At 68.7% G+C, this 12,043-nt stretch carries 11 protein-coding genes; 5 read left to right on the forward strand and 6 right to left on the reverse strand.

The window, feature by feature from the left end; all coding sequences use genetic code 11:
* Window positions 1-11 precede the first annotated feature (11 nt).
* Complete coding sequence (locus ACFDSW_RS01280; RefSeq protein ID WP_375248458.1) at window positions 12-1,529, reverse strand: anthranilate synthase component I family protein; 1,518 nt, start codon at window positions 1,527-1,529, stop codon at window positions 12-14.
* Window positions 1,513-3,450, reverse strand: coding sequence for a peptidyl-prolyl cis-trans isomerase (locus ACFDSW_RS01285; protein ID WP_375248459.1), 1,938 nt, complete (start codon window positions 3,448-3,450; stop codon window positions 1,513-1,515). The genes ACFDSW_RS01280 and ACFDSW_RS01285 overlap by 17 nt, the downstream gene beginning before the upstream one ends.
* A gap of 132 nt (window positions 3,451-3,582) precedes the next feature.
* Between ACFDSW_RS01285 and tpiA the strand changes: the two genes are divergently transcribed.
* Window positions 3,583-4,326: a triose-phosphate isomerase gene (gene tpiA, locus ACFDSW_RS01290; RefSeq protein ID WP_375248489.1), complete on the forward strand. Its 744-nt coding sequence runs from the start codon at window positions 3,583-3,585 to the stop codon at window positions 4,324-4,326.
* 29 nt (window positions 4,327-4,355) lie between these two features.
* Here the strand turns inward: tpiA and ACFDSW_RS01295 are convergent, their stop codons facing one another.
* A complete protein-coding gene (locus ACFDSW_RS01295) occupies window positions 4,356-5,741 on the reverse strand; it encodes a M17 family metallopeptidase (protein WP_375248460.1) in 1,386 nt (461 codons plus the stop codon).
* Between the two features lie 77 nt (window positions 5,742-5,818).
* Here ACFDSW_RS01295 and trxB point away from each other — a divergent pair, with 77 nt between their 5' ends.
* Complete coding sequence (trxB, locus tag ACFDSW_RS01300) at window positions 5,819-6,787, forward strand: thioredoxin-disulfide reductase (RefSeq protein WP_375248461.1); 969 nt, start codon at window positions 5,819-5,821, stop codon at window positions 6,785-6,787.
* Window positions 6,788-6,816: 29 nt separating this feature from the next.
* Here the strand turns inward: trxB and ACFDSW_RS01305 are convergent, their stop codons facing one another.
* Genes ACFDSW_RS01305 through ACFDSW_RS01315 form a run of 3 tightly spaced genes read right to left on the reverse strand, consistent with a single transcriptional unit; the run spans window position 6,817 to window position 8,473 of the window.
* Complete coding sequence (locus ACFDSW_RS01305; RefSeq protein ID WP_375248462.1) at window positions 6,817-7,572, reverse strand: hydrolase 1, exosortase A system-associated; 756 nt, start codon at window positions 7,570-7,572, stop codon at window positions 6,817-6,819.
* Complete coding sequence (locus tag ACFDSW_RS01310) at window positions 7,569-8,171, reverse strand: hypothetical protein (protein ID WP_375248463.1); 603 nt, start codon at window positions 8,169-8,171, stop codon at window positions 7,569-7,571. Before ACFDSW_RS01310 ends, ACFDSW_RS01305 begins: the two co-directional genes overlap by 4 nt.
* A gap of 44 nt (window positions 8,172-8,215) precedes the next feature.
* On the reverse strand, window positions 8,216-8,473 hold the full coding sequence (locus ACFDSW_RS01315; protein WP_375248464.1) for an acyl carrier protein: 258 nt from the start codon (window positions 8,471-8,473) through the stop codon (window positions 8,216-8,218).
* A 114-nt stretch (window positions 8,474-8,587) separates the two neighbouring features.
* Here ACFDSW_RS01315 and ACFDSW_RS01320 point away from each other — a divergent pair, with 114 nt between their 5' ends.
* The 3 genes from ACFDSW_RS01320 (at window position 8,588) to ACFDSW_RS01330 (ending at window position 12,042) form a co-directional block, all read left to right on the forward strand.
* On the forward strand, window positions 8,588-10,087 hold the full coding sequence (locus tag ACFDSW_RS01320; RefSeq protein ID WP_375248465.1) for an AMP-binding protein: 1,500 nt from the start codon (window positions 8,588-8,590) through the stop codon (window positions 10,085-10,087).
* Window positions 10,084-11,313, forward strand: a complete 1,230-nt coding sequence (locus ACFDSW_RS01325) for a pyridoxal-dependent decarboxylase, exosortase A system-associated (RefSeq protein ID WP_375248466.1) — start codon at window positions 10,084-10,086, stop codon at window positions 11,311-11,313. The genes ACFDSW_RS01320 and ACFDSW_RS01325 overlap by 4 nt, the downstream gene beginning before the upstream one ends.
* Before the next feature lie 84 nt (window positions 11,314-11,397).
* Window positions 11,398-12,042 (forward strand): XrtA/PEP-CTERM system exopolysaccharide export protein, encoded by a 645-nt coding sequence (locus ACFDSW_RS01330; RefSeq protein ID WP_375248467.1) that lies wholly within the window; start codon window positions 11,398-11,400, stop codon window positions 12,040-12,042.
* Window position 12,043: the final 1 nt, after the last annotated feature.

Genomic DNA, 12,043 nt, shown 5'->3' on the forward strand with positions numbered 1-12,043 from the left:
GGCGGTGCGGATCATTGCCCGAAGCCCGGCGCGTTTGCCTGCGCGATCGCTTCGCGCGCCGCCGCCAGCAGCGCCCCCGATTTGGCCTCGCACTCGCGCTGTTCGTACTGAGGATCGCTGTCGGCCACGATTCCCGCCCCGGCCTGAACGTGAATCGTGCCGTCCTTCACCACCGCGGTGCGCAGAACGATGCATGAATCCATCGAGCCGTCGGGCGAGAAATAGCCCACTCCCCCGGCATAGGCGCCGCGCTTTTCCTGCTCCAGCTCGGCGATGATCTGACAGGCGCGTACCTTCGGCGCGCCGCTGACCGTTCCGGCGGGGAATCCCCCCAGCAGCGCGTCGATCGCGTCATGGCGGGGGTCGAGCCGCCCGACGACATTCGAAACGATGTGCATGACGTGGCTGTATAGTTCGACCGCATAGCTGTCGGTCACCTGCACCGTGCCGGGCAGCGCGACGCGGCCGACGTCGTTGCGGCCCAGATCGAGCAGCATCAGATGTTCGGCGCGTTCCTTCGGATCGGCCAGCAGGCTGGCGCGATGGGCGGCATCCTCCGCCGTGGTGCGACCGCGCGGACGGGTGCCCGCGATCGGACGGATCGTGACCTCGCCGTCACGCGCGCGCACCAGGATCTCTGGGCTGGAGCCGGTCAGCGCGAACCCGGGAAGATCGAGGTGATAGAGGAAGGGTGAGGGATTGATCCGCCGCAGCGCGCGATACAGTTCGAATGCGGGCAGCGGGAAGGGCGCGGTAAAGCGCTGCGCCAGCACCACCTGAAAGATGTCGCCCGCCGCGATATATTCCTTCGCCGTGGTGACCATCTCACCATAGCGCCCCTCGGGAAGCACCGGCGTGAGCGCCGGCTCGCTATATTCGGCGCGGACACGTGGCGGCAGCGCGTCCATCGACAGGCGCGCTTCGACCCTGTCGAGCCGTTCCTCCCCCGCCGCGATGATCGCCGCGGGATCACGTGTGGCGTCGGGCCATACCGGCGAGACGAGGAACAGCGCGTCCGCGAGGCGATCGAAAACGAGGATCACCGTCGGCCGCACGAACATCATGTCGGGCAGGCCGAGCGGATCATGTGCGGGGGGCGGTATCTTCTCGACCAGCCCGATCGTCTCATATCCGAAATAGCCGACCAGACAGGCGAGGGCGCGCGGCAATTCGGGCGCGACATCCATCCGGCATGAAGCGACGAGTTCGCGTAGCGCCGTCAGCGTCGGCTTCTCGCAGGGGACAAACGCGCTGCGGTCGACCAGCCAGTCGCGGTTGATCGCGGCGACGTCACCCTCGGCGCGAAGGATCAGGTCGGGGGCAAGGCCGATCAGGCTGTGACGGCCGCGCACCGCGCCGCCCTCGACCGATTCGAGCAGAAAGTCGCCGCGCCCCGGTTCGATCAGCTTCAGCGCGGCGGCGACGGGTGTCTCCGTGTCAGCGATCCGCCGGCGCCACACCAGCGCGGGATGCCCGGCGGTCAGCGCGGCGACCGGGTCGATGAACGCGGCGTTATTGCTCCCCGCCACCCAGAAGGTCCTTCTTCAGCTTGTCGATCGCGGTCTGGTTGCGCTTGGCCCCCTGGAAGGCGGTTACCGCGCGGGCGAATTGCTCGGCATATTCGCGCCCGATCACCCGGCCGAGATCGGCGCGCGTGGCCGCCACCGCCATTGGCTGTTTGGCAACATCACCGGGGACGATCCGGTCGAGCCGGGCGATCAGCATGCCATTGGCTTGCGGCGCTTCCAGCGTGCGCGCGGTGCCCGCCTTCATCGCGAACAGCAGCGTCAGCACCGGGTTGGGATTGCGCGGATCGATCTGTGCCCGTGCGGCGTCCACCGGCTGGGGGGCCGGCCCTTTGACGCCGGCCTGGGCGAGCGCGGCGGCCATGGGTGTGCCGGCATTGATCTTCGCCACCACCGCGCGCGCCGCGGCACGCGCCGCATCGCGCTGACGATCGGCGATGATGTCCGCCACCACCTTGTCGCGCACCTGCGCGAGCGGCACCGGCGTGGCGCGAACGATGCGATCGAGCGCGACGACCGCGAAGCTGCCGTCGTTGCCGAGCGGCGTCGTGGTCGGGGTGTCGCCTTCCTCGGCCGCGAACCCGGCGGCGATGATCGGCGCCAGTTTCGGATCGGGTTGGGCCTGCGGTTGATCGGGGTTGATCCCGCTCGACAGCAGCGCGGGAGTGGTTTGCGCGGTCAGCTTCTGGTCCGCGACGACCTCGCTGATATTGGCGTTTTCGCCGAGCGAGTCCTCGATCGCATCGCGGATCTTGCCGATCGCCTCGTTCGCCTTCTGCTGGCGGAGCTTCTCCACGATCTCGTCACGCGCCTGTGCCAGCGTCTTGCCCGGCACCTGCGTCACGCCGTCGACGCGTGCGACGACGAAGCCGATCGCGCCCCGTACCGGCCCGACCACGCTGCCCTTGGCCGCCGCGAAGATCGCGTTCGCCACGCCCGGCGATGCCTGCGTCGACAGCGCGGTCCGATCGGTCTTGGTGACGGTGCGCGGTTCCAGCCCAGCGGCGCGCGCCGCGGCGTCGATCGGCGTACCGGCCTTCACCTTGGCGGCGAGCGCCTGCGCGGCCTTTTCGTCGAGCACGGTGACGAGCGTGACGTCGCGCTGCTCTTTGGCGGCATAGGCCGCCTTGTCGCTGTCATAGGCACGCTGCACCTCGGCATCGCTCGGGTTCGTCTGCCCCGCCACCAACTGCGGGCTGACGATCGCATAGCGGATCACCCGGCGCTCCGGCGTGGTGTAGCGCGCGATCTTCGCCTTGTACGCCCGTTGCACATCGGCATCGGTGGGGGCGGGGCCTCGATCCATCGTCGCATAGGGAATCAACCCTACCTGACCGGTGCGCCGTTCGAGCAACAGCCCGGCATAGGGCATCGCCAGCTGCTGCGGCACCTGTCCGGCGCCGACGGTCGGGACCATCAGGAACTGCGCCATCGTCTCGCGCGCGATATCCGCCTGTACCTGGGCGTCGGTCATGCCCTGTTGCGCGATCAGCCGCTCATAGGCGCGCTGATCGAACTGTCCCGTTGGGCCGGCGAAGGCGGGAATGTTGCGCAATTCGCTGCCGACCAGTGCGCGGCTGACCCGCATTCCCTGATCCTGCCCGAACGTATCGAGCGCAAGCCCGGTCAGCGCGCGGGTGACAAGCCCGTCGACCCCGCCCTGGGCGACATATTGCGCCATATCCAGATCGGGCTGTTGCTGCCGCGCGAAGCGCAGCTCGTCCTGCGCGCGCTTGCGCAGGTCGGCTTCCGACACGCTCTTGCCATCGACGCTGGCGATCGGGTTGCCGAACAGCCCGCCGCTGGAGGAGGCAAGCCCCGTCACGTCGCCGGCCGCGAACGCGATCGCGATCACGAGCAGGATGCCGAAGGTGACGATGACGCCGACCTTCGAATAAATGATCCGGCGGATAAAGCTGAGCATGTAGGCGGGCGCCCGGTACAGAGTGGTAAAGTGGACGCGCTTTAAGGGCGCAGGGCAGTGGCATCAAGCCGGCAGACTGCTATCGCGATCCCCGGAATGACCACGACCACGACGATCAGGAGGGACAGCGGCATGGCGCGACGTAAGCTGGTGGCAGGCAATTGGAAGATGAACGGCGATCGTGCCGCCCTGGCGGAGCTGGATGGTATCGCCGCCGCCGCCGCCGTGCATACCGACGTCGATGTTGCCGTGGCGGTGCCCGCGACGCTGATCGCGGGGGCGGCGGAGCGCGTCCCCGCGCTGGCGATCGGCGCGCAGGATGTCCATCCGGCGGATCGGGGCGCCTATACCGGCTGTCTGTCGGCGCCGATGCTGATCGAGGCGGGCGCGCGCTTCGCGATCGTCGGCCATTCGGAGCGGCGCGCCGACCAATGCGAAAGCGATATATTGGTCGCCGCCAAGGCGGAAGCGTTGCACCGCGCCGGACTGCAGGCGATCGTCTGCGTCGGCGAGACGCTGGAGCAGCGTGACGCGGGGGAAGCGGAGCGGGTGGTGACCGCCCAGGTCGAAGGCTCGCTGCCCGAGGATGTGAGCGCGGACTGGTGCGCGATTGCCTATGAGCCGATCTGGGCGATCGGGACGGGGCGGACCCCGACGATCGACGATGTCGCCGCGATGCATCGCGCGATCCGTGCCAAGCTGCGCGACCTGCTGGGAGAGCGGGCGGACGGCTTCCGCCTGTTGTATGGCGGCTCGGTAAGCCCGGACAATGCCGCGGCGTTGCTCGACGCTGAGGATGTCGACGGCGCGCTGGTCGGCGGCGCTAGCCTGACCGCGGCCAAGTTCGTCCCGATCATCGCGGCGGCATCGCGCTGATCGCGACGCGGCGCCACGTTGCCCCTGCTTTACCCGAACCGCGTCTTCAGCATCGTATAGGCGGCGCGCAGGCCATAAGCGTCGCCGCCCCGCGGCCGCGCCGGCTTGCCGACCGGCCGCCACGCGAACGTATCGAGATGCGCCCAGGGGATTGACGCGGGGACGAAGCGCCGGAGGAACAGCGCGGCGGTGATCGAACCGGCGAAGCCGCCCTCCGGCGCGTTGACCAGGTCGGCGATGTCGGACTTCAGCATATCGTCGTACCCGTCCCATAGCGGCAGCCGCCAGAGCGGATCGTGCGCGCGGGTGGCGGCGTCGAACAGGTCCGCCGCCAGCTGTTCGTCCTGAACGAAGGTGGCGGGCAGATCGGGGCCGAGCGCAACCCGCGCGGCGCCGGTCAAGGTGGCGAAGTCGATGATCAGGGCCGGCGCGCTTTCGACCGCCTTGGCGAGCGCATCGCCGAGGATCAGCCGACCCTCCGCATCGGTATTGGTATTCTCCACCGTCAGGCCCGCGCGCGTCGGCAGCACGTCACCGGGCCGGAAGGCATTGCCAGCGATCGCATTCTCCACCGCCGGGATCAGCAGGTGCACGCGCACCGGCAGCCGCGCCTGCATCACCAGCGTGGCAAGCGCGAGCGCGTGTGCGGCGCCGCCCATATCCTTCTTCATCAGCCGCATGCCCGCCGACGGCTTGATATCGAGACCGCCCGAATCGAAGCACACGCCCTTGCCGACGATGGCGATTCGCGGGTGGGCTGGATCACCCCATTCCAGCTCGATCAGGCGGGGCGCGCGATCCTTGCTGGCCGCCTGTCCGACGATATGGATCATCGGATAGCCGGTCGCGAGCGCATCGCCGCGCGTGACGGTGACGGTCGCGCCGTGCACCCGGGCCAGCGTGTCGGCCTCCGCCTCCAGTTCCGCCGGCCCGAGGTCGCTCGCGCCCGTATCGACCAGATCACGGAGCCGTGCGGTGGCGGCGGCCACCCGCACGGTTTCGTCGATCGCGGCCACGTCGCGAGTCAGCAGGATCCGTGGCCCGACCGGCTCGACCTTGCGATAGCGGGCGAAACGGTGCTGCCCGAGCAGCCAGCCCAGCCCCGCCGCGCCGACCTCCCCGTCGCCTGCCAGGCGGTAGGTTCCTTCCGGCAACCCGTCGCCCAGCGACGCGATCCGCCAGGGCGAGTCAATCGGATCGTTGCATACCAGCAGGAACGACCAGTCGTCGGCATCATCGCCGGGCAGCACCGCGCGATGGCCAGCCTTGCCGGTCACCTTGTTGGCAGCGACGGCGGCGCGGACGCGGGGCGGCTGCCCCTTCAGCCAGGCATCGAAGGCATCGGGGCGGACGACGTGGATCGCGCGGGCGGTCTGGCCGCGATCGGGCTGCAACATGGCGGCAAAATCGGTCATGCCCTGACCAAAGCAGGACTTTAGCGGCTTCGCAACGCGTGGTTCCCTTGCGCTGCCCGGCATCCTACATCGCGGGCATGACCACGCACTCGACTCGCATGCTGATCCTTGGTTCCGGCCCTGCCGGTCTGTCCGCCGCCATCTATGGCGCGCGCGCGGGAATGCAGCCGATCGTCGTCCAGGGCATCCAGCCGGGCGGCCAGCTGACCACCACCACCGACGTGGAGAATTATCCCGGCTTCGCCGACGTCATCCAGGGCCCGTGGCTGATGGAACAGATGCAGAAGCAGGCCGAGCACGTCGGGACGCGATTGATGTGGGACACGATCGTCGCCGTTGATCTGTCGCGGCGCCCGTTCCGGCTGACGGGGGACAGCGGCGATGTGTACGAGGGTGAGGTGCTGGTGATCGCGACGGGCGCGCAGGCCAAGTGGCTGGGGCTCGACAGCGAGGAGGCGTTGAAGGGCAAGGGCGTGAGCGCCTGCGCCACCTGCGACGGCTTCTTCTATCGCCGCAAGAAGGTGGCGGTGATCGGCGGCGGCAATACCGCGGTCGAGGAGGCGCTGTACCTGACCAACCATTCCGATGACGTCACCTTGATCCATCGCCGCGACAGCCTGCGCGCCGAGCGCATCCTGCAGGAGCGTTTGTTCGCGCATCCGAACGTTACGGTGCTGTGGAACAAGGAAGTGCGAGAGTTCGTCGACGGCGGCGGCATGAAGGGGCTCGTCGCGCTCGAGCTGGAAGATACGGTGACCGGCGAACGCTCACGGATGGATGTCGATGGCGGGTTCGTGGCGATCGGCCACCATCCGGCGACCGAATTGTTGCGCGGTCATCTGGAGCTGGATGCGGATGGCTATATCGCGGTGCAGGCGGGTTCGACACGCACCAGCGTACCGGGCGTGTTCGCGTGCGGCGACGTAATGGACAAGGTCTATCGCCAGGCGGTGACCGCAGCGGGAACCGGCTGCATGGCGGCACTCGATGCCGAGCGATTCCTGGCGGCGGCGGAGTTCGAGGAAGTGAAGGAAGCGGCCGAATAGGCCGATCCGCTTTCGCGACGCCGGATCGCTTACAGCGCGGCGCGAATGATATCCTCCAGCGCTGCCATGTCGCCCGGGCGGGCGAAGCTGTGCGAGTCGCTGGCGATCCGCTCGATCCGCAGCCCCCGGTTGCGCGCGGCCGCGTCGAATGCGCGGGCGGTATGATCGCGCTCCGCCAGCACGATGGTCGCCCGATCGCCCCAGCCGATGATCGCTTCGATCACCGCCGTGTCGGCCGTCGCCGCACGCAGCGACTTGCGCACCCCGCGTGCGAGCTTCCGCAGGTTGACCCCGCCTGACAGCAATCGTCGCCATTCCGATGGCCGGCGCAGTTTGTCCGCATAGGTCGCGCGGATCGCGGCGGCGGGCGGGAGGGTATCGCTCTCCTCCATCAGCCAGGGATTGGCGAGGACGAGGCGATCGATCGGCAATGTCCCGCCGGCGCGCGCGAGCAACGCGGCCGCGTCGCAATTGCCGAAGGCGACGATCCGCGTCACGGGGGCGTGACGGCGGAAGATGTCCAGGGCCGCGGCCAGATCGGCCGTGCCCTCCGCATTGCCACGGTTGATGCCGGCCGAATCGCCCACGCCCCGCCGGTCGTAACGAAATACCGGGATGCCGTCCCCGGCCAGTCGCGCCGCCAGCAGCGCCATGCCGCGATGTGCCCCGGCGCGCACTTCATTGCCGCCCGATACGATCAACAGCCCGGTCGTCCCCGACGCGCTGTCGAGTGAGCCGACCAAGGGCTCACCGGCGGCCTCGAAGACGATCGCGGAGCGGGTCATGCCGCGCCGATCCACGACGCGATGTCGGCGGCGCATCGGGCGGCAAGCTGACTATCGACCTCGGGTTCGCTGCGGCGCCAGGGCGGAGCGGCGGGGAAGGTGATGTCGGCTTCGCGCGGATCGTCCGCCAGCCGCGCCACGCGCACCCGCCCGTCGGTCAGCGGCCGCGCCGCCGTCAAACCGGCCAACAGGTCCGGATGAAGGCGATTGCCGCCATGATCGGCGCCACCGCTGGCGATCCGCAAACGCTCCAACTCGCGGCGTTGGGCTTCCCCGGACAGGGGTGACAGATACCAGCGTGACACGGCCGGTACGTCACCGTCCAGCAACGCGGCCCCGCGCAGGGCGACGATATGGATGGGACCCGGCAGGCGGTGCGCCGCCGCGACGAGCGCGGCGCGCCAGTCCGGCAGGCGCGCGTCCTCGGTCGGTATCAGGCTGTCGTTCTGGCCCGGCAGGTCGGGCAGCGCCCCGCCGATGCCGTGCACCGCCAGCAGGCGCAGGATCGCGACGATCAACGCGCGGGTGCGGTTGGCTTCCTCGAACAGTGCCGGCAGCGCCAGCACCGTTGGCCCGTGCCGCGGCCCGAGACGGAGCATCGCCTCTCGTCCGCGCGGAGTGTCGATATATTCGACCGCAAGGGTCAGGCGGTCACCCGCTCGGCGGCGAAGCGGGTCAGCGCCCCGAATGTCTCCAGCATCTCGCCATCGACCTCGTCGTCTTCGATCACGATGCCCAGCCGGTCCTCGAGTTCGGTCAACACCCCCGCGACCGCCATCGAATCAAGCTCCGGCAGCGCGCCGAACAATGCCGTGTCGGCGTCGAAGGTATCGACCTGCGCATCCGGCAAGGCCAGCACATCACGCAGCACGCCGCGCACGGTGTCCTCCACCCTGTTCATCGCCTCAGGATCCACGCGCCCTCCCTCGTTCATGCCGCAGTGGCGAAGCGGCGAAGACGATCGCGTTAAGGCCGGGGGATGAAATCCGCAACGGCTTGGCGCTATGGCAGGGCGATGGTGCCGCTCGACCCTGTCCCGCTTCCGATCGACCACGTGCTGCGCGGCGCGCCTGACGCGCCTGCGTTGATCGAGCGGCAGGGGGCGCTCGATTATGCCGCAATGGAGCTGGCGGTCGCCCGTCTGGCGGGATGGCTGGCGGCGATGCGGTTCGCACCGGGCGCTCGGGTCGCGACATGGTTGCCGAAGACGCGCGCCGCCTGCCTGATGCCGCTCGCGGCGGCGCGTGCGGGCCTGATACATGTACCGATCAATCCCGTCCTGAAACGCGCGCAGGTGGCGCATATCCTTGCCGATAGCGACGCCTCGCTGCTGCTGACGCAGCCCGCCCGCGCGGGGACGCTCGAACCCGGCGATCTGCCCGCCACCTGCCGGCAGGAGACGGCTGACGGTGCGGGTGATGCTTTGCCGCGGAGTACCCTCGATCCCCAAACGCTTGCGGCGATCCTCTATACCTCGGGCTCGACGGGCCGACCGAAGGGGGTGATGCTCAGCCATGCCAATCTTTGGCTCGGCGCGGTCAGTGTCGCGCACTATCTGTCGGTAACGCCCGACGATCGCGTGCTCGCGGTGCTGCCGCTGGGCTTCGATTACGGCCAGAACCAGCTCTTCTCGACATGGCTGGCGGGCGCCGCGGTGGCGCCGCTCGACTATCTTGCCGCGCGTGACGTGGTGAAGGCGGTGGAGCGGGTCGGTGCCACCTCGCTGGCGGGGGTGCCGCCCTTGTGGACGCAATTGCTGGATGCCGTCTGGCCCGAGGATGTCGCCGCCAGATTGCGCCGCCTGACCAATTCGGGCGGTGCGTTGACCCCGGCGATGGTGCGGGCGCTGCGAGCGCGCTTTCCGGCGGCGCGATTGTTTCCGATGTACGGGCTGACCGAAGCGTTTCGTTCGACGTACCTCGACCCCGATCTGGTCGATCGCCATCCTGATTCCATCGGGCGCGCGATCCCGTTCGCCGAGGTGATGGTGGTGACGGCGGACGGAAATGCGGCTCGACCGGGCGAACCGGGAGAGCTGGTGCATGCCGGGCCGCTGGTGGCGAAAGGCTATTGGCGGGATGCGGAGCGTACCGCGCTGCGCTTTCGCCCGGCGCCCGGCTTTTCGCGCCAGGGCGGGCTTGCGGTCTGGTCCGGCGATACGGTCATCGCCGACACCTCCGGACTGTTGCGGTTCGTGGGACGCGACGACGAAATGATCAAGACCGCCGGCCACCGCGTCAGTCCCCAGGAGATCGAGGAAGTGGTGACCGCCGGCGATGAAGCGCGCGAAGCGGTCGCGATCGGTGTGCCCGACGCACGACTGGGCCAGGCGATTGTCGTCATCGCACGCGGCGCGGCCGCCGCCGAGGCAGCATTGCGCGCACGACTGAAGCGTGATCTGCCGACCTATATGCAGCCTGTGCGGATCGAGTGGCGCGACGAACTGCCACGCAACGCCAATGGCAAGCTGGACCGGGCCGCGATCGCGCGGGCGGCGAAGGAACAACAGGAATGAAACCGACCGGCCCCCTGCCGCCCGAATTTGCCGGACAGCGCGGCATGCTGACGATCGCCGGTCAGCGCGCCGACGATCTGCTCGCTGCTTATGGCTCGCCGCTGTTTGTCTATGACGCCGCGATCATGGCGGCGCGGGTGGCGCGGTTTCGCGCGGCGATGCCGCCAGCACTCGATCTGCATTTCGCGGTCAAGGCCAATCCTTATCCTCCGGTCGTGGCGGCGATGGCTGCGCTCGTCGATGGACTGGATGTCGCGTCCGCGGGGGAGCTGGACAAGGCGCTGTCGGCGAAACCGGCCGCCGCGATCAGCTTCGCGGGCCCCGGAAAGCGCGACCACGAGCTGGATGCCGCGATCCGCGCGGGAGCGACATTGAACGTCGAATCGGAGGGCGAGGCGCGCCGCGCACTGGCGATCGCGGAACGCCATGGCGTCACCCCCCGGCTTGCGGTGCGCGTCAATCCTGATCTCGAGCTGCGCGGTTCGGGGATGAAGATGGGCGGCAGGGCGTCACCGTTCGGGGTCGATGCCGAGCGCGTACCCGCGCTGGTGCGCGCGATCGTCGCGGGTGGCGGGGACTGGCGGGGCTTTCATATCTTCGCGGGGAGCCAGGCGCTGGATGCCGGTGCATTGATCGAGACGCAGGCGGCGACGCTCGCGCTGGCGGCCCGGCTGGCGGAGGAGGCCGGAATGGCACCGCCGCTCGTCAACCTTGGCGGTGGTTTCGGAATCCCGCATTTCGCGGGCGATCGACCGCTCGATATCGAGCTGATTGGCGACGCCCTGGCGACCGCGCTGGACAGACGCGCGGCGGTGCTGTCCGACAGCCGCTTTGCGATCGAGCTGGGCCGCTGGCTGGTGGGGGAGGCCGGCGTTTATCTGACGCGCGTGGTGGACCGGAAACAGAGCCGGGGTGACACCTTCCTCGTCACCGATGGCGGGTTGCATCATCAACTGGCGGCAAGCGGCAATTTCGGCACGGTCGTCCGTCGCAACTATCCGATCGCGGCGGCCACACGGATGGGGGAGCCGGGAACGGAGGAAGTGTCGGTGGTCGGCTGCCTGTGTACCCCGCTCGACCGGCTGGGGGATCACGTGCTCCTGCCCGAGGTGGAGGAGGGCGGGATCATCGCGGTGTTCATCGCCGGTGCCTATGGCCTGACCGCCAGCCCCAGCGCCTTTTTGGGACACTCTGCGCCCAACGAGCTACTGCTACACACACACTAAACGCTATCTTCACCTCTCCTGTGCATAGCGAAATGTGATCGTGGCCGCGCGGATGACCCCGTCGGGCGCGCAAGGGAGGTTGGCATGCGTATCGGAACGGTATCGAAGGGCGGGCTCGCCATGCTGGCGGCGTCGGTGACGCTGACCGGCTGCGCTGGGGCCGGCGGCCGTCCCGAACTGCCGCCCGCGACCTTCGTCGCCACCAAGGAGCAGCCGGGCGAGGAATATGTCATCGGCCCGCTCGATCAGCTCAGCATCTTCGTGTGGCGCAATCCCGAACTGTCGGCGAAGGTGCAGGTCCGCCCCGACGGCCGCATCACCACGCCGCTGATCGCGGACATGCCCGCGGTGGGCAAGACCCCCGCGATGCTGGCCACCGACATGAAGCTGGCGCTGAGCGACTATATCAAGGATCCGATCGTCTCGGTGATCGTCGAGGGGTTCAGCGGCACCTATAGTCAGCAGGTGCGGATCGTCGGCGCGACGCAGAAGCCCGCCAGTCTGCCCTATCGCGCCAATATGACGCTGCTCGATGCGATGATCGCGGTCGGCGGGCTGGGCGAATATGCCGCGGGCAACAAGGCGCGGCTGGTCCGCTATGATCGGCAGACCGGCAAGCAGCGCGAATATGCTCTGCGCATCAATCGCCTGCTCAAGGACGGCGATCCTGCCGCGAATGTCCGTCTGGAGCCCGGCGACGTCATCATCATCCCGGAAAGCATGTTCTGAA

Origin of the sequence: Sphingomonas sp. (assembly GCF_042091075.1) — a bacterium.
GTDB lineage: Bacteria > Pseudomonadota > Alphaproteobacteria > Sphingomonadales > Sphingomonadaceae > Sphingomonas.

Bases quoted from the DNA above. Each gene is read 5' to 3' on its own strand.
- ACFDSW_RS01325 (WP_375248466.1), top strand. From the start codon at position 10,084: ATGAAACCGACCGGCCCCCTGCCGCCCGAATTTGCCGGACAGCGCGGC.
- ACFDSW_RS01305 (WP_375248462.1), bottom strand. From the start codon at position 7,572: ATGACCCGCTCCGCGATCGTCTTCGAGGCCGCCGGTGAGCCCTTGGTC.
- ACFDSW_RS01295 (WP_375248460.1), bottom strand. From the start codon at position 5,741: ATGACCGATTTTGCCGCCATGTTGCAGCCCGATCGCGGCCAGACCGCC.
- ACFDSW_RS01315 (WP_375248464.1), bottom strand. From the start codon at position 8,473: ATGAACAGGGTGGAGGACACCGTGCGCGGCGTGCTGCGTGATGTGCTG.
- ACFDSW_RS01310 (WP_375248463.1), bottom strand. From the start codon at position 8,171: ATGCTCCGTCTCGGGCCGCGGCACGGGCCAACGGTGCTGGCGCTGCCG.
- ACFDSW_RS01285 (WP_375248459.1), bottom strand. From the start codon at position 3,450: ATGCTCAGCTTTATCCGCCGGATCATTTATTCGAAGGTCGGCGTCATC.
- ACFDSW_RS01330 (WP_375248467.1), top strand. From the start codon at position 11,398: ATGCGTATCGGAACGGTATCGAAGGGCGGGCTCGCCATGCTGGCGGCG.
- tpiA (WP_375248489.1), top strand. From the start codon at position 3,583: ATGGCGCGACGTAAGCTGGTGGCAGGCAATTGGAAGATGAACGGCGAT.
- trxB (WP_375248461.1), top strand. From the start codon at position 5,819: ATGACCACGCACTCGACTCGCATGCTGATCCTTGGTTCCGGCCCTGCC.
- ACFDSW_RS01320 (WP_375248465.1), top strand. From the start codon at position 8,588: ATGGTGCCGCTCGACCCTGTCCCGCTTCCGATCGACCACGTGCTGCGC.